Source organism: Paenibacillus polymyxa M1 (assembly GCF_000237325.1).
GTDB classification, from domain to species: Bacteria; Bacillota; Bacilli; order Paenibacillales; family Paenibacillaceae; genus Paenibacillus; species Paenibacillus polymyxa_C.
The window spans coordinates 1,204,590-1,230,141 of the sequence record NC_017542.1 but is presented as its reverse complement, the minus strand read 5'-3'; the positions used below and the strand labels follow the sequence as shown (position 1 = coordinate 1,230,141).

At 47.4% G+C, this 25,552-nt stretch carries 18 protein-coding genes; 5 read left to right on the top strand and 13 right to left on the bottom strand.

Annotated elements, in window-relative coordinates; all coding sequences use genetic code 11:
* Positions 1-75: 75 nt before the first annotated feature.
* Complete coding sequence (locus PPM_RS05265; RefSeq protein ID WP_013369694.1) at positions 76-1,740, bottom strand: PucR family transcriptional regulator; 1,665 nt, start codon at positions 1,738-1,740, stop codon at positions 76-78.
* A gap of 380 nt (positions 1,741-2,120) precedes the next feature.
* Here PPM_RS05265 and ald point away from each other — a divergent pair, with 380 nt between their 5' ends.
* Complete coding sequence (gene ald / locus PPM_RS05260) at positions 2,121-3,251, top strand: alanine dehydrogenase (protein WP_013369693.1); 1,131 nt, start codon at positions 2,121-2,123, stop codon at positions 3,249-3,251.
* 95 nt (positions 3,252-3,346) lie between these two features.
* Here ald and PPM_RS05255 read toward each other — a convergent pair whose 3' ends face one another.
* The 12 genes from PPM_RS05255 to PPM_RS05200 form a co-directional block, all read right to left on the bottom strand.
* A complete protein-coding gene (locus PPM_RS05255) occupies positions 3,347-3,883 on the bottom strand; it encodes a mismatch-specific DNA-glycosylase (RefSeq protein ID WP_013369692.1) in 537 nt (178 codons plus the stop codon).
* 15 nt (positions 3,884-3,898) lie between these two features.
* On the bottom strand, positions 3,899-4,762 hold the full coding sequence (locus tag PPM_RS05250) for an aldo/keto reductase (RefSeq protein ID WP_013369691.1): 864 nt from the start codon (positions 4,760-4,762) through the stop codon (positions 3,899-3,901).
* Positions 4,763-4,775: 13 nt separating this feature from the next.
* Positions 4,776-6,068: a WD40/YVTN/BNR-like repeat-containing protein gene (locus PPM_RS05245; RefSeq protein ID WP_013369690.1), complete on the bottom strand. Its 1,293-nt coding sequence runs from the start codon at positions 6,066-6,068 to the stop codon at positions 4,776-4,778.
* A 157-nt stretch (positions 6,069-6,225) separates the two neighbouring features.
* Positions 6,226-7,680: a PstS family phosphate ABC transporter substrate-binding protein gene (locus PPM_RS05240; protein ID WP_013369689.1), complete on the bottom strand. Its 1,455-nt coding sequence runs from the start codon at positions 7,678-7,680 to the stop codon at positions 6,226-6,228.
* 151 nt (positions 7,681-7,831) lie between these two features.
* The gene (locus PPM_RS05235) at positions 7,832-8,596 is read right to left on the bottom strand and encodes a class I SAM-dependent methyltransferase (protein ID WP_013369688.1); all 765 of its coding nucleotides are present in this window, start codon (positions 8,594-8,596) and stop codon (positions 7,832-7,834) included.
* 176 nt (positions 8,597-8,772) lie between these two features.
* Positions 8,773-10,869, bottom strand: coding sequence for a multidrug ABC transporter permease (locus PPM_RS05230; protein WP_013369687.1), 2,097 nt, complete (start codon positions 10,867-10,869; stop codon positions 8,773-8,775).
* Positions 10,844-11,746: an ABC transporter ATP-binding protein gene (locus PPM_RS05225; RefSeq protein ID WP_013369686.1), complete on the bottom strand. Its 903-nt coding sequence runs from the start codon at positions 11,744-11,746 to the stop codon at positions 10,844-10,846. Before PPM_RS05225 ends, PPM_RS05230 begins: the two co-directional genes overlap by 26 nt.
* A complete protein-coding gene (locus tag PPM_RS05220) occupies positions 11,739-12,128 on the bottom strand; it encodes a GntR family transcriptional regulator (RefSeq protein WP_013369685.1) in 390 nt (129 codons plus the stop codon). The genes PPM_RS05225 and PPM_RS05220 overlap by 8 nt, the downstream gene beginning before the upstream one ends.
* Before the next feature lie 163 nt (positions 12,129-12,291).
* Positions 12,292-14,967, bottom strand: coding sequence for a PAS domain S-box protein (locus tag PPM_RS05215; protein ID WP_013369684.1), 2,676 nt, complete (start codon positions 14,965-14,967; stop codon positions 12,292-12,294).
* Between the two features lie 165 nt (positions 14,968-15,132).
* Complete coding sequence (locus tag PPM_RS05210) at positions 15,133-16,068, bottom strand: nucleoside hydrolase (protein ID WP_013369683.1); 936 nt, start codon at positions 16,066-16,068, stop codon at positions 15,133-15,135.
* A 175-nt stretch (positions 16,069-16,243) separates the two neighbouring features.
* Positions 16,244-18,397, bottom strand: a complete 2,154-nt coding sequence (locus PPM_RS05205; protein ID WP_013369681.1) for a glycoside hydrolase family 6 protein — start codon at positions 18,395-18,397, stop codon at positions 16,244-16,246.
* A gap of 585 nt (positions 18,398-18,982) precedes the next feature.
* Positions 18,983-20,497: an alpha-glucosidase/alpha-galactosidase gene (locus PPM_RS05200; RefSeq protein WP_013369680.1), complete on the bottom strand. Its 1,515-nt coding sequence runs from the start codon at positions 20,495-20,497 to the stop codon at positions 18,983-18,985.
* Between the two features lie 267 nt (positions 20,498-20,764).
* Here PPM_RS05200 and PPM_RS05195 point away from each other — a divergent pair, with 267 nt between their 5' ends.
* From PPM_RS05195 to PPM_RS05180, 4 genes are read left to right on the top strand one after another with little or no spacing between them, the layout of a single operon-like run.
* Positions 20,765-21,610: a Cof-type HAD-IIB family hydrolase gene (locus PPM_RS05195; RefSeq protein ID WP_013369679.1), complete on the top strand. Its 846-nt coding sequence runs from the start codon at positions 20,765-20,767 to the stop codon at positions 21,608-21,610.
* A gap of 53 nt (positions 21,611-21,663) precedes the next feature.
* Positions 21,664-22,662: a substrate-binding domain-containing protein gene (locus PPM_RS05190; protein WP_013369678.1), complete on the top strand. Its 999-nt coding sequence runs from the start codon at positions 21,664-21,666 to the stop codon at positions 22,660-22,662.
* Positions 22,659-24,110, top strand: a complete 1,452-nt coding sequence (locus PPM_RS05185) for a sensor histidine kinase (protein ID WP_013369677.1) — start codon at positions 22,659-22,661, stop codon at positions 24,108-24,110. Before PPM_RS05190 ends, PPM_RS05185 begins: the two co-directional genes overlap by 4 nt.
* On the top strand, positions 24,085-25,422 hold the full coding sequence (locus PPM_RS05180; protein ID WP_013369676.1) for a response regulator: 1,338 nt from the start codon (positions 24,085-24,087) through the stop codon (positions 25,420-25,422). Before PPM_RS05185 ends, PPM_RS05180 begins: the two co-directional genes overlap by 26 nt.
* Positions 25,423-25,552: the final 130 nt, after the last annotated feature.

Here is a 25,552-nt window from a genome sequence, read left to right as displayed (position 1 = left end):
TTATCTCTTCTATTATCTCAGTGTTGATACGCATTGTAAATGAGTAGAATGGAAAATAGAGCTAGTTATTTAGGATCAATTTTCAGCCTGAAGCATCCGGTAAGCCAGAAGTGCCATTTCCAGACAGCGACGTTTGTCAGAGTCTGCCAAATTCCCTTCTACGATTTCATTAATTTTATCCAGCCGATTATAAAGAGTCTGCCTATGAATATACAAAATTCCGGCGGTATCACGCTTGGAGCCATGGCATTGAAAGTAGGCATCCAGGGTATCCAGAAGCTGCATATGATGCTCACGATCATGCGCAATCAACTCACCCAAATGGTCCTGTACAAATTCTTGTAGAAAAGGAATTCGAGGCACCGCCTTCAACAATTGATAGATTCCGATGCTGTCGTAAAATAGCCGATCCTTCATGACCGGGACGCTTCGCGCGACTTCAATGACCTGATATGCCTCTTCAAAACTGCGGTCCGTCCCTGTCATGCGGTGCCTTACCTTACCAAAGCCTGCATGAATGCGCACTTTATCAAGCTGTCCTGCGGCATAGTTCTGAATATATTGAACCGTATGGGCCAGCACTTTTTTCATCTGCGCTATGGAACGCAGCGTTAATTCCTCCTTTGCACAAAGGATGTAGCATTGACTTCCCTTCATCATCAACAGATTGTGCAACGCTTCTTTTTTCAACAGAGAACGAAGCAGCACTAATACATCCTGATTGATGGATTCCTTGCGCACCTGACTTGCGTCCTTGTCCTGATGCTCTACCTCGATGACTCCTGCCCAAAATAAATACCGCCCCTTCGTTAACAATCGCAGTCCCATCCGGGTCTGGGCCTGTTCTTCATTGGGAAGCTGGCCGTTCAATACATCCTGAATCAGTTCATTTTGATTACGTAGCAATCGGTCTTCAAGAAACTGTGTTCTCAGTACCAATGTAGCAGCTGCCTTGGCTGTGTAATCAATGAGCAGCGACATTTCTTCCGTCGGCATTTCATTATGCAGTACTACACCTACAGCGGAAAACACCTGACCGAAGCATACAACAGGCTGAAACAAGACAGCAGTGGATTCATTCAGGTGAAACAGCAGGTGCCCTTCACGATCGGCAGTCATACTTGTTTCCACTTCATGGGCATAAAAATCTGCAATATGGTCTGCCACATCCGGCTGGACGGAGGGTACAAATCGATTGGTATCAATGGAGGACATGTAGATGACCTGCCGGGCAGCATAGTCATGAAGCACACGCAAGAGGGCGTTCATATCGGTGCTGCGTAGGGTTTCCTGCTGAAGCTGACGTGAAAATCGCTCCAGATCTTTTAATAGTTCATGATGTCGGTTAATAAGTAGAGAGTGAATATCTTGTGTAATTTCAACAAAACGCACCGGCTGCTCAAATACGATGACCGGGAAGTGATGCTGTTCCGCCAACTCCAGTATTTCAGGGGGGATCTCATAGATGCTCGTGCCCAGCTCCACACACAATCCCGCGGCTTCCGAGCGGATCAGCTGCTCCATATACTCGGCGCGCTCTTCCCCCTTCCGGATTAACCACAGGCCGGTCGTCAAAATCAGGTCATGACGGCTCACAAAGGGGGATACATTTGTGATTTCTAGCACATGAACCCAACCCACACGGCGATTTACGCCCTGTTCCCCCGCTGCCAGCTTCGCCCGCCGGAAAACAGGACGTTCCAGCACATCCGCAATGGTAAATGTTTTTTTACCTTTCATCGGCATTCTCCTTATGTGTATGTTTCTATGTCATTTTATATGACATATATTCATCAAAAAGTCGAGCCTTTAAGTCAGATAATCCGACAAAATGTATGATGCGAAGGAGTCGCTCCCCTTGTAAACTGTACCTAATCTAACACGAATTGCATTTATCGGCTTGAGTCCATGTAACTAATCAGCAGACTGCACAAATGATAGTGCCATTTTCTGCACTCGTTTGGTCGTATCCAACACTAAAACATAGCAGACATAGCTGCCCTAGAACAATGCTTGGCTGTTGGATAACACGATCAACAAACATTGATTCTGCAGCGTAGCTGCCCTAAAAACAATCATTTGCCGTTGGATAACAATTATTTTTAGGAGAGGTGAGACGAATGAGAATTGGGGTTCCGAAAGAGATTAAAAACAATGAAAATCGTGTCGCTCTGACACCTGCGGGTGCTGCTCAAATGATTCAACACGGACATCAAGTGTTTGTAGAAAGCCATGCAGGGGTTGAAAGCGGCTTTACAGACGGAGATTATGCCACTGCGGGTGCTACCCTGGTGCAGCAAGCCGCAGATGTGTGGTCCCAGGCGGATCTGATTATCAAAGTAAAAGAGCCGCTCCCCTCTGAATACGGGTATTTTCGGCCAGGTTTGATTTTGTTCACCTATCTGCATCTGGCTGCCGAGCCCGCACTGGCCCGGGCTTTAACAGACAACGGCGTAGCCGCCATTTCCTATGAGACGCTAGATGTGGAAGGAAGCTTACCGCTACTTACCCCCATGAGCGAGGTTGCAGGCCGAATGGCTGTACAAATCGGAGCACAGCTGTTGGAAAAACCAAAAGGCGGTAAAGGCATCCTACTGGCAGGTGTGCCGGGGGTCAAACGCGGTAAAGTGACTATTATTGGGGGAGGGGTGGTCGGCACCAATGCTGCCAAGGTCGCTATCGGTCTCGGGGCAGATGTGACACTAATCGATCTGAGCCTGCCAAGATTGCGCCAACTGGACGATATTTTTGGCAATCAGCTCCATACGCTGGTGTCCACCCCCTCCAACATTGCTGAAGCCGTGGCGCAAAGTGATTTGCTGATCGGTGCTGTCCTGATTACCGGTGCCAAAGCCCCGCGGCTTGTCACAGAGGCCATGGTGCAGACGATGCAACCCGGTTCAGTCATCGTCGATGTCGCCATTGACCAAGGTGGCATTGTTGAGACGATTGACCACATCACGACACATGATCAGCCAACCTATGTAAAGCATGGCGTCATTCACTATGCAGTGGCGAACATGCCAGGCGCGGTACCGCAAACCTCTACGCTCGCTCTGACCAACGCAACGCTCCCCTTTGCTCTCCAACTTGCAGATCTTGGTGTGCAAGAGGCGCTTCGCAGAAGCAAGCCGCTGCTTAGCGGTGCCAATGTCCTGAATGGACATATCACCTACGAAGCAGTCGCCCGTGATCTGGGGTATCCTTATGTTCCTGTGGAACAGGCATGGCAGACCAAAACCTTACAATAGAAAAAAGCAGCACAAAGAACCATACACTTTTCCCAGTAGGGATTGAAGTGTATGGTTCTTTGTATGCTAACTACATCTAACATATTTAACCGCATTTAGACGGCTTCTGACGAAAGGAACATTTGGAGACGGCGATAAATATCCGTGATTTCTTCCAACGACATGCGCACCAGTCCACTAGACGAAGGTGCCACAAATTCATGCATTTCGGGGATTAGCGGTTCAGGCTGGAATCCCCAATCTGCTTTGGATTTTTTACTATATTCGGTGTACACGCCTTTGCCGACAAAGCAAGCGACCTTCGGGCGGTACTCCATTAGCTTCGCATGCAGCTTCAGACGTCCTTCGGCGTACTCCTCTCGTGTGATGTCCTCCACTCCCCTAGTGGGACGAGAGACAATGTTGGTAAAACCGTAGCCTAGCTTTAGCAGCTCTCGATCTTCCGATGGATCGTATAAGCGAGGCGTCAAGCCGGCCCCCTCCAGTATGCGCCAAAAGCGGTTGCGCGGATTAGCGTAATGATGTCCTACCTCGCCTGATTTCAAGCTGGGATTAAAGCCGATAAATACAACGGATAATCCATAGTCGAGATGATCATCTACCTCGTGTAGTTCTGTCTCTGGTTCTGTCATCGGGCCCCTCCTTCCTCAAACCATATCCAGCGGCTGCTTCCTCGTTGGTGGAGGAAAAGCTTCGTCTATTTGTTGAAGTTGTTCAGGGGTGAGCTGAATGCTCGCCGCCGCTGCATTTTCTCGTACATGCGATTCTTGTACCGCCTTGGGAATTGCCCATACATCACCGTCCCGTATGACCCATGCGAGTGCGATTTGCGATGGAGTTACTCCGTGGCTGGCAGCAATGTCTACCATAACAGGATGGTCCAGCAGTCCTCGACGCAGGCGTCCCCCTTGAGCAATCGGGCAATAGACCATTACAGGTACACCATGCGTACGGCTCCAAGGAAGCAGATCATATTCGATACCTCGTGAAGCCGCGTGATACAGCACTTGGTTGACAGCACAGGCTTCGCCATTACTCAGGCTCCATAGCTCCTCCATATCGGACTTGTCCAGATTGGACACGCCCCAGCTACGGATTTTGCCTTGCTCACGCAGTTTTTCCATGCCTTGTATTGTTTCTTGCAGTGGAATATTTCCGCGCCAATGCAGCAGATACATATCCACGTATTCGGTTCCCATTCGGGTTAGGCTCGCTTCGCAGGCTTGAGCCAATCCTTGACGGTCCGCATGATGAGGGTAGGCTTTGCTGACGAGATACACATTATCCCGGCGGCCCCGAATGGCTTCCCCGACGATCTCTTCTGCGCCGCCCTCCGCATACATTTCAGCCGTGTCCACCAGCGTCATACCCAGCTCGAAGCCAAGTTGAAGCGCACGCACCTCCTCCTGCCGAAGTGAGGCTTTTTCGCCCATATTCCACGTCCCCTGCCCGATGAGTGGTACTTCACGACCGTCCGTCCATGTAATCGCACTTTTCTTATGTTGACTCAACTACATTCCCCCCTTAGGAGCCAGGTGTCACAGGCTTGTCAAATACATGACTCTGCGTCCAGTGCTGACCGCCATCCGAGGTGGTATATAGGATCGGGGCCTGCTCTGAATCCGAGAAAATAGCCCAGCCTTCCTTGGCATTGGCCATCCCGATTTGCTGATTGCCATACCCCTCAAAGCCTTGCTTGCCATTGTTCCACGTCTTGCCACCGTCAGTTGTCCAACCAATCGTATTAGGCTTGTCGCACGGTGCACAATAGCCTCCCATCAATGCGGTACTGCTGTTAACTGCATAGAGCATGCCTGGTGCCGTCCCTTCATTTTTGGGAACCTGATTGTCTTGCTGGCCAATACCCGGTGCCGGACCGCCACCAGCGGTGGAATTTGCCAGTACAGTGCGCCAGCTTTGTCCACTATCAGCCGTATGCCAAAGCGAATACGACGTCTGATTCATCCCCGTGTCTCCAACCAGCTCAATCCATGCGTTGCCCCGTTCTACCGAACGAATAGTTACTCCGTTCAGAGGCCCCTCGGTTGTCCGTGACATGACAGGGGTCCAATTTTGGCCCCCGTTAATGGTGTGTAAAATCTGGAATGAGCGTTCTGTGCTCTGAGTTACCGCCCAGCCGTTTTGCCGATCATGATAATATGGCTGTCCTACTATGTGGCTAGGTACGGGGAGCGGAGACCAGCTTTGTCCACCATCTTTGGTATATTGATTGCCACTGAATCCTTCCTTGGATGATACAAAGTGTAAAAAGCCCGCTTGTCCTTGCTCAGGCACAGTCCCGACAGCTTCCCAACGCTTGCCGCCATCGAGAGTTGCCAGCAGTGAACCGCTATCTTCCATAACAGCCCAGGCCTGCTGTCCATTCAAGGCAAAAATCTGTTGAACCGTACCTTTGCCTTGATACTGCACATTCCAAGCTGAACCGACTGAACCGGATGGAGCCGCATCTGTTCGGGCAATCCATCCATTACCGCCGATCCAGCCGGATTGGCCGTCGATTAATCGCAGCGCGGTAATATTGTCCATGCGGACCTTCGCTATACTAGCATCTGTCGTTGCTTGCCCTCCTGTCTCCACTGCTTTGCCAGTGCTGGACGGAGATGTGCTATTTTTACCGTCAGAAGTAGTCTGCTGTTCCGGTGTATCCACAGTGGCTCCCGAACCATTGACTTGTGACGCTGCAGAATCCTTTGGTTTGTTCTGAGCCGTTTGTCCTGTTTGTGAATTTGATTCACACCCCGCTGCTACTAGGGCTACGGCGAGCAAAAGCACCCAAACCGATGTTTTTTTCTTCATTTTGTTCATCCCCTTATGTTGTTGATATACTTGCTGCGCGGGTATGGTACTCACAGCAAAGCATATTCTATGTATTACTCTGCTGTATTGGTTTTACTCTTGCGGTGAATATACGATACTGACTGCATGCGAATCCTGTATGCGAATCGTTATAGAATTACGAGTTTACAGGAACAAAGCCGCCTTTTTCAATAGCCCGAGTTCCTACTTCGCTTTGCAGCCATTCAAGTAATCGTTGCATCGAAGCACGTGGTTTCTCACCTTCGCGTGTAACTACAAACAGTTGGGCTGTGAATGGATATTGTTTCGAACGAATGTGCTCTTTGTCGGGCTCCACTCCATCAATAGATAAAAATTTGACCTCTTGACGATTATGCATCACATTTGCGAAATAATAAAATGAATAACCGAGCGCATTGTGATCCTTGTTAAAATCAGCAACTGCATTAATCATTTCACCCATTATACCAATTCGGAGTTCCCGAGGTGGTTCAGCCATGTCATGACCTTTCATCACTTTCTTCTGCATATAGGTTTGACTTCCTGAATTTTCCTCCCGCTGATAAGCAACGATCGGCTGATTCTTTCCCCCTACTTCACTCCAGTTACGAATAGATCCTTCATATATGCTGCGTACCTGCTCCGAAGAAAGTCCGTTAACCGGATTGCCTTTATGAACGAGAAAAATAAAAGCATCCCACCCAATGGGTGTAAGCTTCATTTGAATTCCCCGACTTTTTGCCAGGCGCAATTCCTCATCGGATGGACCCGCCACCAGTATCAGATCCGCCTTCTTCTCAATCAGATTGACATAAGCCTGATGTGTTGTGTTGAATCTCAGTTCGTGAGCCGCACGAACCTTGCTCATTCCGGTCAATTCATGCAGCATATCCTGCGCGAATGGAATGGCCGCTGTAGCTCCATCTACTACCGGGAAATCCCTTTCCGCAATGTACGGACGTTGAGGAAGCATGAGCGTAATCGTCAGTACAATGATGAGCGCAGCAGATATCGCGGCTACAACCCATTGCCATCTATGGTCCACCTTTCCGTTCTGGTCTGTCACCGCTGGATAACGATCTACCCCAACACCGACTACCATGCCAATTATGGGCAGCAGTGCGGTCAGCAGAAAACAGATTCCACTGAGCTGTGTATATAACCCCAATACCTCCAGTACAGGTTCCGCCCAAGCGTGATAGAGTGAAAAAAGCTCCCACGCTCCTCCAGACACTTCGGCAAGTTGGCCGCCAGATCCTCGTAGTCCTACAATCCACAACCACAGCCCACATAATAATGATAATAGCCCTGTCAGCATCAACGGAAGCTTGCCCATGTTGGACATACGCGCACTCAAGGCACCATAAGCTGCAAAGATGAGACCGATAATCCATGCATATAGAAGCAATATTACAATCACGGTTGTATCCGTCACACCTTCATGCCTCAGCAAATACTGCACTTGAGGTGCTACAACCATACTCCAAATAATATTAAACATGACTGAAAACAATCCAAACATAAACGTACCGCCCAACCATGGCCAAAACCATGCTGTCCGAACAGACTCATCCTTTTCCGGCTTGGTTATAACTCCCTTTGGATCAGACATGTACATCCCCCTATAACTAATGAATGAAATGAGACTGTAAGCCATTGCTTCTTCATTGTACAATTATGGTAAAGATTAGTATACGAAAGGATGGTAAACATGGCAAAAAGGCCTCCCCTACAGGAAAGGCCTCTTTGGTATCGAATCTTCTCTATATCGCTCTGGCATGGATCAAAAAACGATGCTGCTTCACGTCCCAATACCCATCACGTTTAATGTCCAAATACAGACCATACAGCTGTTCTATATATTTCTCTGGCTGGAAGTCTGCAATCTGCCATTCAATGACTTTTAAGTAATAGACAATCGCTCCAATATCGTAAAAGCGCTGGATCGGAAACTGTTCCTGCTGCTCTAAAATTTCGAAGCCATTGCTTTTCAAACCTGCAAGTGCTTGAGAAAGGGTCCAGTCCGCATACTCGTATTCAGGTGCTCCCAAGCGAGCGTTAAGGCCTGCACAATCCAGGCCTCCCGCCTGTTGAGTCAAAAACGTACCTCCAGGACGCAAAATACGGCGCACTTCCGCTGGCGAAAATGACTCATGCTTGTTCAGCACAAGATCGAACCCGGCATCGCCAAACGGAAGGGAATCGTCATCATGTATAGCCATCACGTGCACACCCAGCGGCTCCAATCTTTGCTTGGCAATAGGTATGTTCGGTGCATATGCCTCTGTCGCACATATGATCTCTGGAAAAGGGCGAAACTGCGACAAGAGCTCTCCCCCGCCTGTTCCCATATCCAGCATCGCCTTGGTGGAATGGATCAACGCCAAAGCCTTGCTGGCATAAGACCAGTCCAAAGGCTCGCTCGCCACTCGTCCCGTATCCGAGATGAATGAAAAATCCCATCCGGAAAACGACTGTTTATGATGCTCCAACAACTGTAGAAATTCACGATCTTCTGTATACTTCATATTTTTTGCTCCTCCACTATTGAACTGTACACGCTTTGGTCTCTATTTATATCAGTTCTAATGTGGAGGAGCTCTTGCCCGTCGATCAGGTTGTTATATGTCGTGTCCCAACCATCCCATATTCATCTACCTCCGTCCATTTGCCATCTAAACCAGACGCTCTCCCTCGTTAGAGCTTAAGGAACTGCCGGTAAAGCCTTTGCAAGCTCCGGTGTCATGTCGCTTGGAGTTAAATAGCAATAGCGTGTATGGGGGTCTGAACTAAATAAAGGTTTGATCTTGAACTGAACCAGGTAAGTGTCTTTCGCCATATTTGGAGTATAGCTATAGGGTCTGCGCTTTTCCAGTACAGTGCTCCAGAGCTTCGGATCTTCAATCGTTATTGCTTTATGCTTCTGTTGGATGCTTTTAAATAGCTTATAGTCTTCAATATACTGATTGGATTGATAAGGTTCAAGCTCTTCAGCAATAATAGGAACAGCCCGTATCGAAAAAATATCCTTGGAATCAATGATCACCTTATCCGCATACCCCTTTTGCTCTAGCCAACCTGTAAGCTTGTGATAGGAAGCCGGCCATTCAAATGAAAATTCACGATGCCAGCTCGGTTCGTTATTGGTAGAGGATGACTCTTTATTTGTAATAGAAACACTCCCTAGGGGATATCGATGTGACTGCATTTCGCTATAACTCATATTTAATACTTCTTCTCTGAGTATATCTTCAAATTCACGAGTTTCTTTTGGATTGGTTAAAACCACTCGTCTTTCACTATCATCTACGGATTGGATATTAATCGTCTCTGCTTTTCCTTGCAGCTTATCCAGCTCGTATCTTACCGTTTTATAAGGCTCTGCTTCCATCACCTTAGTCAGTTCTGTCCTGAAAGGCTTTTCCGGGAATGTATAACGCCTAGTCATAGTGGAACCATCATCCAAACGGTAGACTATGAATGCCGATTCGACGGCCAGGTTTTTGGACAACATTTTCTCGCCAGCTGCATGTGCGCGTACGAGTTCACGATGTAAATTCAGCACAGAGGTGATATAGGCCCTGTCTTGGGAGTAATAAGCTTCTTTTTCTGCATCTCCCCCTAGAGGCTCCTCTCGCCCGACATAAACTTTTTCTACGGAGTGTGCTGTTGGAATCCGCCCCTCATAACCCAACCAACCTGAAACCGGGATATATAGTACCAGCCCCATGATCACACCGTACACGACCATTTCCACTAAAGCACGAACACGCATAATTTGCCACGTCTTGCGAATGACCATCTCTACAACGATATAGCCTAAAATAGCTCCAAGTGCATACCCAAAAATCGACCAGTTTGCTCCTCTTGTACCTGCATTATTAAAATAATCGCCTAGTATAAGCATGGCGCATAGTATGACTCCTGCCTTGAACAAAGGCTGTAAGAAAGGAAATGCTATGGCCTGAGTCGCCTTTTCGACCAAGCGTTTACGATACAAACCATAACTCAAGGCGACAAACAGCAGAGAGATACCTAGATAGGCAAGTAGCTCCATGTAAGAAAAGGCGCGCTGTGGCAAGTTGTCCATAATGCGTACAAACGGCGATAAGTTTTCCCAAACATTATTATTGCTGCGAAACTCCGAGCCGTTAATATATTGAACAACGGTTTCTCGCACCCGCACATATCCGTATAAATTGCGTTCCAGAAAACGCCCTATCATCATGAATAGAAACTGAGGCAATAGCAGCAAAACATACACTACTACGGTCTGTAGCAACGATTGTCCCACACAAATCCCTACAAACACAGTAAAAGTAAACAAGAAAATCGTAAGGACGGACACAACCAAAGCCCACGATCCAACGTCATTAATTTGAAAAATATAAGGCAGTTCGACTGACGTGTTAACCCAAGCAGTTACTCCCGCAGTCAGCCATACAGGTACAAGTAAAAGAATAAGACCGCTAATTAAATGTGCCGTTAATAGATGCTCTCTACGCAAAGGTAGGCTGTGATACAAATCGGATGGCCCCTGTCGCTGAACAAAACGAAGCAGCATCACTCCTGCCAGCACCGGTACGGTCACTAGAATTAATTTTTGCAATTCATTACCTGAGCTTGTGCTATCGAACAAGCTTTTTAAAACCACTCGTGGTTGTTCATCACCAATGCTCATAAACAATGACAGCGGTACTGTAAACAGTAATCCCGCCAAGTACAGTAGACCGATCCAGCCATGCTGTCTCAGGCATTGGCGAATTACGCCGCCGCTACAGAAGAATCGGTTGGATGTCATAACCTGCGTCCTCCATTTCATAAATGAAAATTTCTTCAAGCGTCAGCGGTAGCAAATCGAATACATGTGGCTCATACACTTCAATCGTCTCCGCAATCCGCTCTCGCTCACCCCGAATAATAAGCAGCAGAACACTGCCCCTCCGCTCCTTATGTACGACCGAAAGTTGGCTACAGACAGCTTCCTCATGCATGCTGTCCCGAAAAGCAACCTGCACCTTATGCGTATCGGATTTGAGGTCATCGACCTCTTTTTCCAATAGCATCCGACCTTGGTGCATAATGCCGACATGATCACACATGTCTTCAATCTCACGCAAATTATGAGATGAGATCACGACGGTCATCTCACGTGCAGCGGTTTCTTGGAACAAGAGATTTTTGATCATTCTACGCATCACCGGGTCCAGACCATCAATGGGTTCATCCAAAACCAGCAGCTCAGGCATGCAGCTCAAGGCAAGCAAAAAAGCGGCTTGGCGCTTCATCCCTTTGGAAAAACGGTGGAGTTTGCGCTTCGGGTCCAGCTTGAAAATATCCGTAAGCTGTGTGTAGCGTTCCTCACTCCAACTTGGATAAATGGAGCGGTAAAACCGGGCCATCTGACGAATTGTCGCTTGCGGGAAAAAATAAGGGGTATCCGGTAAAAACAGAATGTGCTGCTTGACTTCAGGCTGCTCATACACTGGCTGACCACCGATTAGCACCTTGCCCGTATCCGGTCGGTAAATCCCGGCAATGATTTTGAGCAAGGTCGTTTTCCCTGCCCCGTTCGAGCCCAGCAGTCCAAAAATGGAGCCCTTCTTTACCGTGAGGGCAAGCTGATCGACAGCCTTTTCTTCTGTAAATGTCTTTGTGACTTCCCTTAATTCAATCAAGGGACATCCCCCTTTCCTTTGTTTGCATAGCTTCCACGTATATGTCGTCCACTTCCTGCTGTGTAAAACCGAAATGGACAGCTTCGATCATCTGTTTTAACAATGCCGCCCGAATCTCATCCCGTTTCATTTGTTGCGGTTGCTGCTGGGTAGGCGTGACAAAGCTACCTTTACCCTGAACGGAATAGATATATCCTTCGCGTTCCAGCTCGCGATACGCCTTCTGAATCGTATTCGGATTCACCGTAAGTTGAGCGGACAATGCCCGTACAGAAGGCAATTGCTCATCCGGCTGAAGCGATCCGTACATGATCATTTCCTTGACCTTCTCCATAAGCTGTTCGTAGATCGGCTTACGGCTGCGGATATCCAGCTCGAACACATGGACTTCCTCCTTTCAACACTGGCTCAAATTCATTTATGCATATTCAACTGTTCTAACTGTACTATCATTAATAGTACAGTTAGAACAGATTGTCAATCTTTTCTTTGAACATTTCTTACAAAAATAGCCGTGATGCAGGATGCATCACGGCTATTTCTTTTTAGCCTTCCTTTGAATCATAAGGCTGATCACGGCTTATATTGGCAAGCGTTTGCCCTTCCGGCAGTTTAAGATCCAGCTGGAACCGGAATGTTGCTCCTCTGGCCTCGTCGCTATCCACACCAATGGAACCTCCCATTAGCTTGACCAGGTTTTTGCAGATGGACAAGCCGAGGCCTGTCCCTCCATATTTCCGGTTCAATGCCGGATGAAGCTGGGAAAAAGGCTGAAACAACAAATGCTGACGGTCTGCCGGGATGCCGATTCCAGTATCAGTTACACTAAACTCAATCAGGCATTTCTTTTTACGGCGGCTGTAAGCCTTTCTCTCCACAAAAATATTTACATGCCCTCGCTCCGTAAATTTGATCGCATTGCTCACCAAGTTCACCAATATCTGTCGGATACGCACATGATCACCGACCAGCATCCCTGGCATTTCCTGATCTACATGCCATTCTAGCTGGATGCCTTTTTCCATAGCCTGTGTCATAAATAGGTCAGCTACACTGCCAACCACATCCTCCAGTACAAAAGACTCATGCAGCAACGACATTTTGCCAGCTTCGATTTTGCTCAAATCCAGTATCTCATTTAGTATCTGCATTAAAGCGTTGCTACTGCTGGTAATAATATCGATATAGCTACGTTGTTCCTCATCTAATTCCGTGTCTGCCAGTAACCCGGCCATGCCTATAATGCCGTTCATTGGTGTACGGAGCTCATGACTCATCACAGACAGGAATTCTGACTTGGCCCGGTCGGCGCGTTCCGCAGACTCCTTGGCCCGAATAATCTCCTTTTCATTCGTCCTGTCTACAAAAACCATCACAGCTCCTTTTCGCTCGCCGTTATCCATCAAAGGGCTGATTCGATAAGAAGCCAGAAAACTGGACCCGTCTTTTTTCCAAAATACAGCTTCCTCTGCCTGATAAGAAGCGCCGCTGCGAATCGCTTGGAGAATAGAAGCCTGCTCGTCCGGAAAATGGCTGCCTATTTCGTCAGCATGGCGAATCACGTCTATACATGAACCGTTCAGCGGGTTGGCTGATCCTATGCCGAACATCTCAACGGCTGCCGGGTTCATAAAGCGGACATGTCCTTCGGTATTCAAACCCACAATTCCTTCGGATACTGCATTCAAAATAAGCGAATGCTCGTTACTGAGCTTTTCAATCTGAGCAATGTAGTTTTTAAGAGGGGTAACATTCTCTATAATCCCGTAGCAGCCTACAATTTCTTCTTGCACGAAAATCGGGATATTAGTCATCTTGATGAATAGACGCTCCCCCTCCTTATGTATGAATTCCGATTCATAGGTTTGTGTCTCCCCCTGTTTGGCCATTTCGATATGTCGTTTGATTTTGTCCTGTTCCTCAGAGGAAGCCATTACAAGTATTTCAGTTCCAAGCAGCTCATCCCTCGTATAACCCGTAAGCTTCTCCAAACTCGGATTCACGCTCAAAATATGACCTTCCATATTCATGGCGCATATCCCGAGTGGATTATGCTGAAATAGTGACTTATAACGGTTTTCACTTTCACGAAGACGCTGCTCGATTTCCCGGTGCTCTGTAACATCCTGTATCATCCCGACTACTTGAACAGGCTTGCCTGCATGCTCGTCCATCTCAGCTTCCCAGATCGAACGCAGTACCTTCTGTTCCCCATTGGGCAATACAATCCGGTAAAAGGTTTCTTCGTGAATTCCCTTTAAGATCACGTTGTTGATAATTTGCTTCATCCGTTCAGTATCTTCGGGATGAACTGCCTTCATGAAAGCGTCAATACTTGTTTCAACCGGCTTGACACGATAGCCAAATATGCTGCGAAATTCCTTGGAAAAATGCATAACATTGTTGACCAGATCCCAGTCCCATGAGCCGAACATCGCCAACTGTTGAGCTTTTGCCAGGTTCTCCTCGCTCTTCTGGCGCTCTGTGATATTTCGTCCGATGGATAGAACTCGCTTGATCTTGCCCTGTTCATCCCGAATAATACGGTACGATACTTCCAGCCACAAATAATGCCCGTCCTTATGACGTACACGCCGCTTCATGATGCCTGTTTCCTTGAACATTCCATGTACACGCATGTAATCGGCATCTTCGATATGGTAAAATTGAAGCCGTTTTTTGCCGAGCATTTCCTGCTTCGTATAGCCAAGGAGTTTTTCCACCGAAGGAGAAATATATTGAAGTATGCCGTCTGCCGTGCTGTAAGAGATGACATCCGGCGTATTTTCGGTAATCAACATGTACAAATCCTCATTGTCCGAAAGCACCTGCTCCATGTCCTTTTTCTCCGTGACATCCATTGCATACGCAATCAAATAAGATTGTTCGGTAGCCTCATCATCAAATATGGTTAATTCCAGCGATAGCCAGACAGTTGTTCCCCGTTTATGCTTTAAACGCAGCTCTGTCTTGTAGACTTGATCCGTAGCCTTTAGCCAGCCTGCATAGGCCTCCCTCAACCCTTGCTGATCCTGAGCCTCATTATACAAGAGATGGTAATATCGGATATCCAGTAATTCCTCCTGCTCATATCCGACCATTTTGCAAAAGGCGGGATTGACGTACAGACACTTCCCCTCCCTCGACAAAATCACGATTCCTGTCGGGGCATGATTATACATATGTTCCAGCAAAGGCAGTCGTTGAGCAGCAGAAAACACAATGAATCTCCTCCTCTGTGGTCCGGCAGTTTTTCTAACTATACCTATTCTAACATGATATGGGATTTTTATTGAGGAGAGCCCTCCTCTAGATGAAAGCCATTAAAACATGTATGCACAAAAGATTGCCGATGCAGGTTCATCGGCAATCTTTAGATTATTTTTTTATACCACCCGGCTAAGAAAATGACGCAAAAATCGCTCAGCGTCTACTTTAAGTGCCACATCAATCGTAGTCAGCGTTTGAGCTCCAGTCTCATTTTGTACCTCTCGGGTGCGACCAACCTCGGTGGAATCCCCTACCTCAACGGCAATGTGCATTGGACGCGTCTCCACAAAACTGGAGTCAATAGCTAACCCTACGGCTAGTGGATCATGCAATGCACAGCCTGCAATACCAGGTCTGAAATTGCGATAGGCTTCCATATAAAAGTCGGTCATATCCGCCATAAACATACCAAGCTCAGTCCCTTGCTCACGCCACTTGTCCACTTCCTGCTGGGGAAGCAGGGTTTGCATGGTAACGTCCAGCCCAACGAGCGTAAGCGGAAAACCTGCTTCCAGCACATAGGCTGCTGCCTCTGGATCGGCATAGATATTGGCTTCTGCCGTTGGAGTTACATTCCCTTTCACCGTGACCGCGCCGCCCATGATAATGAGGCGGTCAAGTAATTGAGGCAATTCCGGACAACGATCCAGAGCAATCGCTAGATTGGTGAGCGGTCCCACAGCTACAAGTGTAAGCTTGCCTTCATAGCGACGAGCCTGTCCAATGATAAAATCAGCCGCATCTCCAGACGCTGCCTGACGGGACGGCGCTCCTTTTAGCTGGTTGCCAATGCCGTCTTCACCATGAATATGACGGGAATATGGCTTGAACAGCTCACGGGCATACGGCTTGTGAGCCCCAGACACGACCGGAGCCTCTACCCCCAGTTTTTCCAGCAGGATCAGTGAGTTACGTGTTGCCTCCTCCACTGAGATATTGCCAAAGGTGGTTGTAATACCAAGTAGCTCCAATTCCGGCGAATGGACCGCGTACGCAATAGCAAGCGCATCGTCAATGCCCGTATCTACATCTAAGATTAACTTTTTGCTCATGATGACCTCCACAGTAGAACAGCATTCTTTTTTTCATTATACACAATTTGAATGCTTATTCCCTTGGTCATCGAATTCTTTATTTGAAGACGTTAAAAAAAAGGCTACGACAGTTATGCCGTAGCCTTCTTTTACCACTTTTTAATCACTCAAGGGCACATGTTCTGGCCAAATCCTAAGGCTCGATTCCCCATACCAGCTTATCGTTGTGGAACAACGTTACTTTGTTCCATTCAGCATAAGAAGTTTTGGTTGGATCGAAGGAGTAGTCATTGGATTCGTTCAGATTAGACCAGTCGCTATTGTTCATGCGGATCTGAATATCACCTGTTTGCGCTCCAGCAGCAAGCGTCCCGGCAGCCGCACTGAATCCAATTTCAATATAGTTGTCTTTAATGGTGCGCAGCACATTATCATTACCTACTTGCGCCCAGTCTACCGCAGATTGCAGCTCTTGGCTGCCATCTTTCGTGAAGTAATAGCGGATTTTCAGCTCGCTCAGCTTCACGGGTGTTGTACCTTTATTTTTCAGGTTAAAGAAAGGCTTGGCAGCGTTATTCGCTGGATCCGTGTCCCCAGCACGATACATTACCACCAGATCACCCGCTGGATCTGTAGGGTCGGTTGGATCTGTCGGTGTACCTTTTGGTTCAGCGCTTACCGTTGCTGAATCCTTACTTGTTCCTTTCGCATTCGTAGCACTTACAACATAGAAGTACGTTGTTCCGTTCGTCAGTCCCTTATCCGTGTATTCTCTTGCTGTTACAAGAGGCGCCACGGCTGTAAAAGGACCTGCTTCGCTAGTGGCACGTTTTACGGTGTAGCTGTCGGCACCCGTAGACGCATCCCAAGTCAGCGTTACTTGTGCATTACCCACAGTAGCCTTTAAGCCTGAAGGTACAGCTGGAGCTGTAGGCGCTGGGTCCACACCACCACTGGAAGGCACGATTGCAGGGTACGCATTTTGTACCAGCATCACAAACTGATCATGGAACCATGCTCCTGAAATAGGTGCATTCGGCAAAGCATCTGTTAATGTGCCATCCTTGGTTGTATAGGTAGGATCACACATACGGTCAAAGCCTTTACCCTCATCGTTCGGAATGAGTGAGCTGGAACCATCGGAATCACCCGGAGGTTTCGCCCAGACATAGGCATCGATATGGCCAGCTGGAGCCGTTTGTGGCGGTGTTCCCATCCCTGCTCCGCTGCTATTACACCAGTTACCACGGTGCGAACGTTTGTCCACACGACCTGAGTTTACATAGGAGTTAATATCATTGCCGACTGCGGAAGTCGGACGGTTAGGTCCTCCCCATCCATTACGGCCGGTATCAATTAACATGCCGAGCGAGCTTGGCCAGCCTGCATTGACAAAATCTCTATGCAAGGACTCAGCGAAATCCGATTCATCGAAATTAGGATTCCATTCGTAGAATTTGGACGATTTGATCGGCTGCCCGCCAATATTCAGGTTGGGATCAGGCAGATTCGGTTCTGTCAACGGTGAAGTATTGGCTGTATTCGTGATAAAGCCATCCACACTGGCCAGACCTTTGCTAGTATCTTTGAAGATAGTTGTAAACAGAGATACCGTTGCTGCACGGTTGTTATCCCAACCTAACCAGCCAGAGTGACCGATATCCACGTATTTGTACACATTCGGAATCTCGTTCAGCTTATTCATTGTGTATTTAACGCCAGCCTCATAAATTCCTGTAGATTTGGCTTGTCCACATTGGGGAGTATCCAGATTGGTTACCAGATTTGGCAAACTGTCCGGTTCAATGATCGCTACGATGCGAATATCCTTATATTTGGGATTCGCAAAAATAGAAGCGATTTTGTCAATATAATCCTTTTTGTACGTTTCCAGACCTGCCTGGGTCAACGGCAATTCACCATTGGAAGCCAAGGCATGACAATCTCGTCCGGGCAGATCATACACAATGAATTCCGCGGTAATCGGTGTGTTGCCTTTCTTTTGCGCCAATACTTGGTCCAAATGTGCTTCCAAGCCAAGCTTGCCCCCACCGCCGTTAATAGCAGCAATACGATCAAGCCATACGGCTGTCGGGAACGTTTTGACCGTTTGCATTTTTGCCTTCAGGTTCGCATCCGTAACCTTGGCAATCGATGTGTCGACACTAGCCGCATAATCAGGGTTAACGTATTTTGTCGCTCCTTGGTATGGATTATCGACATGGGATTCTGCATGTATTTTATCCGTAAATCCTGCACCTGGTAGAAAGCTGCTTGCGACGAGTGATAGCGCAAAAGCATACTTCATTCCTTTACGAAGCACTTGCTTTGTTTTCAATTGCTTCACCTATCTTTCCGTAGATTTTATTGAATCTTCCTATGTCGGCACCTGATTGTTATATGATTAAATGTGTGTTACGCCTACTCTCTCCCTAGAAAAAGTAGCGTTCATAGTTGTGAAAGGTAAGCGCTTTCTATTTGTTCATGCGCTCACATTTTCCCCTTTTTGTCACCTCCTATGTTAGATTATAGTGAGCTGGAAATCTGCTGTAAATTGAATAAATTAAGGACTACAATTATTAATTAGGTATTTGAATTGCCACAACGACGGTCCGGCAGGGTGCCTCTTTTTCTAAGATCGGTTCTATCACTTGTTGAACTTCCCTGCTATGACAAGCTCTCAGGAGATTCAGAGTCGACAGTAAAAGAGTGGATTCATAAAAAACAAGACTGTATTCTTTAATTTCCGCCAGCCCAAATCGACAATGATAAACCTCAGGTTATCAGCTACGCCAAATCGTTAAATCTATCGACAGCAAAAAGGGTGTTCCAGACCTATGGTCATGAAAACACCCTTTTATTGCTGTTCCATCCGTCTCTGTTTATTAACAGGCCATAGAATGAGCGTTACTTCAATTGTACCAAGTAGCTGTTACGCCTTGCTGTTCTGCACTTTTTCGCGATCCTTGCCTTTGTCGGATTGTCCTGCATTTTTATTGGCAGCATCCCGGTCCAGCTGCATTTCTTCAACCGTCTTCACCTTAAGCCGCGCTGCTCCCTCATAAGGTCGGGTCGGAATCAGATCGCCTGCAGCCAAACGTTGGCGCGCCTCGGCAATCGCTGCTCCATATTGCGGCAACCATGCCTCCTGTGCCACCAGCATCTCATCGACCATCTGCCAAATTTCTTTTGGATTACACACCGCGCCCACTAACGGGTCCATCATAAACGCTTGGCGCAGCAGCTTATCGTCTCCATGTACAGCCGCTTCGACAGCCAAACGCTGAACGGAAATACTAACATTGCACACGGCAGCAGGACCGAGCGGCAGTTCTCCAACATGCGGCATGGAAATGCCATTCCGATCCACATATCCAGGGGCTTCAATAATCGCATCGTCCGGCAGGTTGGAAATTACCCCATGATTAATAACATTAAAATGTCCCCGGTATACACGTCCTGTTTCCAGACCTTCGATAATGTATGAGCCGTGCTCTTCACCGCGACTCTCTGCCTTGTACTCCAGTGGCTCTTCCTTCATCCAGTTGGGGAAATCTGTTTCAAACCAGTTGCGTCCTTCCGTACATACACGCAGATAGCCGCCTGTTTCTCCGTTGATCCAGTTGCCCAGGTCAATCCAGTCCAGAATTTCATTCGGACGCTTCCGATACCAAGGCACATATTCACTGAGATGACCATTCGACTCTGTGCTGTAATAGCCAAAACGACGAAGCATATCGATGCGTACCTTTTCGGTGCGGCTAAATTCAGGATGTTGTTCAAATGCCTCCAGCAGTCCGGCTGTCAGATCCTTGCCCTTATGTGAGGCCTGAATATACCATGTTTGGTGATTGATTCCGGCGCATACAATGTCCACATCCTGCTTCTCCAGACCGTACGCCTCGGCAATTTGGTGATGCCCATTCTGAACGCCATGACATAGACCAACCGTACGCACGCCGCCGTACTTGTTGCACGCCCAGGTCATCATTGCCATGGGGTTCGAGTAGTTCAACAGCAGTACATCCGGTGCACTTAACTCGCGGATATCTTTGCAAATCTCCAGCATTTCAGCGATACCACGCTGACCATACATGATGCCTCCTGCACATAATGTATCGCCCACGCATTGATCCACACCGTATTTTAGCGGAATATCCACATCGGTCGCAAAAGCTTCGAGACCGCCGACACGGATTGTACAAATGACGTATTTGGCATCCTTTAGAGCTACCTTTCGATCCGTAGAGGACTGTATTTGTATGGACAAACCATTCTCACGAATATCCCGTTGACACAGTTCAGTAACCATATCCAGATTGTGCTGACTGATGTCCGTAAAAGCCACTTCAATATTGTTAAACTCCGGTACCGATAACAGATCCCGCAAAATTCCACGGGTAAAACCGATGCTTCCTGCTCCAATAAAAGCTACTTTAAATGACACGGCATTCAACCTCCGGTAATTAGAATTGTAATATACCGCCATTGTAGCAATATGCCTGCGGAAAGCGTTATCAAAATCATGACCAGTTTCGCACTTAAGTGTCTAAAATCCTAACTTTCGCGTTAGCAGAGGGTTGCCCTTTTCCACTTCGTTCCATCCCGTCTCTCTCTCTTTCTGTGTAATGTTTCTTCAGTTCAATATGTACTTTAAGTGCGATAAATGTAGTAACATAAAAGAAAATATTGGAGAGCAAGGAGTAGCCCTAAGATGAACAAAAAGATTATCTTTTTAGATATAGATGGAACGCTAGTGGATGATGACGGTATGATTCCCGAATCTGCAAAAACAGCATGTATCGAAGCGAGAAAAAACGGACATCTGATTTATTTATGCACTGGCCGATCCAAAGCGGAGATTTATGATTTTATCATGGAGATCGGTTTTGACGGGATCATCGGAGCTGGCGGTGGCTTTGTAGAAATTGAAGGTGAGATGTTATATCACCACAAAGTATCGGATGAAGATGTTAGACATATGGTCGATTACTTTGATGAGCATGATTTGGACTTTTATTTGGAATCGAACGGGGGGTTGTTTGCGAGTAAAAACTTTTTGCCCCATGTAGAACGGCTTATCTATGGAGATGTGGACAATGATCCCGTAGCCAGAGAAAAAAAAGAACAACGCCCGCATCCTTTTATCACCGGCCTAACTATAGGCGAGGACAACCTATACCGTAGTGACGTGAACAAAGCATGTTTTTTGGAAAACAAAAATGTTCCTTTCGAACAAATCAAAAAGGAATTCGCAGGGAAATTTGAGGTTATTCAATGTACTGTATCTGCCTTCGGGCAAGACAGTGGTGAGCTAATGGTTCCCGGTATTCATAAAGCCGTAGCTATTGAAAAGCTTATTGAGCATCTGGGAAGATCCCAAGAAGACACCATTGCTATCGGAGACGGGATGAACGATGCTGAAATGATTGAATATTGTGCGCTAGGAATTGCCATGGGAAATGCCAAACCGGGCCTCAAAGCCATTGCAGATGACATTACGGATGCTGTGGATGAAGATGGACTGTTTCACAGCTTTAAAAAGCATAGTCTGATTTAGCGATGTTATTTTTTAATGAGTTGTGTCTCTAAATATTCCCAAAGGAGCAAGACATGTCAAACCGTAAATGGACGTTTATCCTTATTCCCGTCTTCCTGCTATTTGCCTGGCTGCTCTTTCAGTTCACTCTGTCTTCTCTTCAAATTCACCAATTTACAGAACAATTGAAGACGGTTTCACCAAACGACAGGGGTTCCGATACAAAAGTGGTATTGATATCGCAAGAGCTGGACAATTATTACTGGCGCTCAATCGAACAAGGAGCTCGAAAGGAAGCGGAGCAGTACGGTATACGGCTCGATTATATCGGACCGGACCGCATTAATCCGTCCGAGCAGATCAAACTGCTGGATAAAGCGATCGCCGCCAAGGCGGATGCGATTCTGGTTCAAGGGATAAATGATCCGGAGTATCGCCGATTAATCGACAAAGCGGCCGGCCTTGGCATACCTGTCATCACGATCGATACGGATGAGCCGGACTCCCGGAGACTAGCTTACGTTGGAACGGATAACGAAGGAGCAGGAAAACAGATGGGCATGCTGTTGGCGAAGGCCTCTGGGGAGCGTGGCGATATTGGAGTGATGATCAGCAGCGAGCGCGTCGAGAATCAGCGGCTCAGGCTTGCCGGATTTCGTTCCGTGATCAGCCGCTATCCCAAGCTCCGCATTGTGGAGATTCGCTCCTCAAATATTTCACGGCTTCAGGCAGCCCAGCAAGCTCAGAACATGCTCACCCATTATCCGCAGATTCGCTACATGGTCGGATTCAGTGCGCTGGACGGCCTTGGCATTCTGGAGGCTACAGAACGGCGTGGAGCGCAGAACTTGCAAATTTTTGCTTTTGACGATATGGCCGAAACGTTGAAAGCTATTAAAGATCGCAAAATCGAACTGACCATTGTGCAACAGCCAGAGGAAATGGGGGCCAAGGCCATAAAATTGCTGAATGATTATCTAAAGGGGAGTCATCCTCAGGAATTAACATATACCAGAGTTTATGAAGTGCATGCAGACACTCCCGATGACATGTCTGGAGATAACAAGCGATGACGATCAGAAAGAAGCTGCTTCTGTTCATCCCTCTTCTAGTTGTGTTTGCCAATATCATCGCTTATTTCGTATTCCAAAGTGGAAAGGTTGTACAACAGAGCTACAATGAAATGCTTGGCCGCATTCTTCTCATCGAGCAAACCTCCGAATCGGCGGAGGGCAACTTAAATCTCCTATATGCCTATCTGCTCAATCCAAGAGACGATAAGGATGTGCAGGGCCTAACAGAATACCAATTGAAACAGCTAAAAGGCAGAATCCAGGAAGTCTCCGACTCGACCGATCCCTCTTTTGCCGAGGAGGACTACATGAATCTGTTAGCCACATTTCTTGAACAGAAACAAGCCGCAGTTCTGGATGCAAAGGCACAAGATCCTCAATCGGCTTTTGAACATTATATTGAAGCGGAGAAAACCGTCAGCTATATTCATGAGGAGGGCCAGCGACTGATCGATGCTGAACTGGCTTATTACCGACCGATCATCGAGAACATCCGGAACAAGAATGAGCAAATGAACGGATTGGGAATGGCGTTGTTCGGCATGAACGCGCTGATGGGTGTTTTGCTTGCCATCTGGATCTCGCGCAGCATTACTGGCCCTGTCGGCAGACTTGTCAGACTGGCGAAGCGAATCGCCACAGGTGATCTGAATATCGAGCCCCAACCCCAACCGCGACGGGATGACGAGCTAGGCGTATTGGCGGACGCCATTTCGCAAATGTCTGCTGATTTGAGCATCCTTATCGAAAAAGATAAACAGAGTCTGGAAATGCGGCGGCTTGTGAAGGAGCTAGAGCTTTTGGCTCTGCAAAATCAAATTAACCCGCACTTTTTATTCAATACCTTAAATGTGCTCTCCAAACTGGCGATCCTGGAAGGGGCGGAGAAGACCAGCGACCTGATCGTTTCGCTGTCCAATCTACTACGGTACAGTCTGCAAAAGCTGGACAAACCCGTAACGCTCCAGGAGGAACTGAATCATATAAACGAATACGTGACCATCCAGCAGGCGCGCTTCCGGGACAGAATTTGCTTTGATCTTCACTTTGACGCTTCCGTACTTCAGCAGCAAATTCCGGCCTTGACGATTCAGCCGTTTATTGAAAACGCCTTTCTTCATGGTGTAGCAGATATGGAAAACGGGGCCATTATCACATTGACGCTGTCGAGAGCGGGCGAGGATGTGCAAATTGAAATTTCGGACAACGGAAAGGGTATGACAGAAGAAACCCGACTGTCCGTGCTCCGTCTTGAAGGCGGAGCTGAAAGCAGCAGTTCAACGGGACTTGGAATGCAAAACGTGTTTAGGCGGCTGCAGTTGTTCTACGAAAAGGAAGGAATGGTTGAAATCCGTAGCCATACCGGACTAGGTACTACCATAACAATACGAATCCCAGTCAAGAAGGAGAGTGAGCAGACGAATGTATCGGTTGTTGATCGCGGATGACGAAGCTTTAGAGAGGGAAGGACTTGAATTGATAGTGGAACGGGCGATGCCGGGGGTATTTCGGTTTATTCATGCCGACAACGGCCGCATGGCGATCGAATGCGCAGAAGAGCACCGTCCCCATATTGCCATTCTGGATATCAATATGCCCGGAATCGATGGGCTTGAAGCGCTTCGTGAATTAAAGGAGCGTCTTCCTGATACCCGTTTCGTGCTCGTCACCGCATATGATTATTTTGCTTATGCACGTGAGGCGCTCTCTTTGGGCGTAAAAGAATACATTCTGAAGCCAGCGAAGCGAGAACTAATCATCAGTACACTGAAACGACTGATTGAAGAAATTGAATGCGAGAAGCGAGCACGCACGGAAGAATTGGAGCTTAGGCACAAAATCTCACAGCTAATGCCGCTCGCAGAAAATGAGCTGGCTTTAATGCTTATGGTCGACCAGACGGTGGATTCGAGCGCTTCCCAACTGTCGGAATGGCTGGACTTTCCTCTTGATCAGGGAAGCGCCATCATTGCTGCCTTTGAAGGATATGCAGACGAGCAGGACAAAAAGAAAATTTACGATCATTTCCGAAGCTATGTAAAAACACATGGTCCAAATTCCATTGTGAGCTCCCTGATTGACCATCATGTAGCCACTTTTTTACAAAAACCAGCTGCCACCAGCGAAAACGACTGGCGCCAACTGATTAAGCACCTTGTTCAGCAGCTCTCCGAGCTGGCCCAGCAGCAATTTGGCATGAAAACGGCTATTGGAATCGGCTCACTGCATAGCGGCGAGGAAGGACTTCGCAAGTCCTATTTTGAAGCCGTTTTTGCCTCCACCCTACGCAAGCGTGATGGAGGTTACTGCCACTTTGACGAACTGAAGTCGTCAGAGGCTGGAAACGCCTCTGAGCTTGCCGTCAAAGCGGAGAATGGAATGCTTCAGCAGACGTACGTCATATCAGCACTGCAACGGATACGCGAACAGCGGGAGGTTCAAACACTGACTATGCTAGGCAGAGCAAAAATGTATATCGAGGAACGCTTCAACGATGAACTTTCGTTGGAAGAGGTGGCTGATTTCGTCCATTTGAATCCCCACTACTTCAGCAAAATCTTCAAACAGGAATACGGAGAAACGTTCATCGACTTCGTAACCCGGCTAAGGATTAATAAAGCTATTTCTCTGATCAAGGAGGGCAACCTTGCTCTGAAGGAAATCAGCTTTGAAGTGGGTTATAAGGATCCGAACTATTTTAGCCGCGTCTTTAAGAAGATCACGGGCGTTCCTCCCACAGAGTTCAAAAGCCAAAAATAGCAGAGATTCATCCATGTCGACCATCGACATGGATTTTTTTAAGCTCGAATGACAAGGTAATGCTAGGTTTAGCCCCTTCATCTCGAATTCGGGAATCGAAGTCAAAATCGTGCATGAAAAGGTCCGTTTA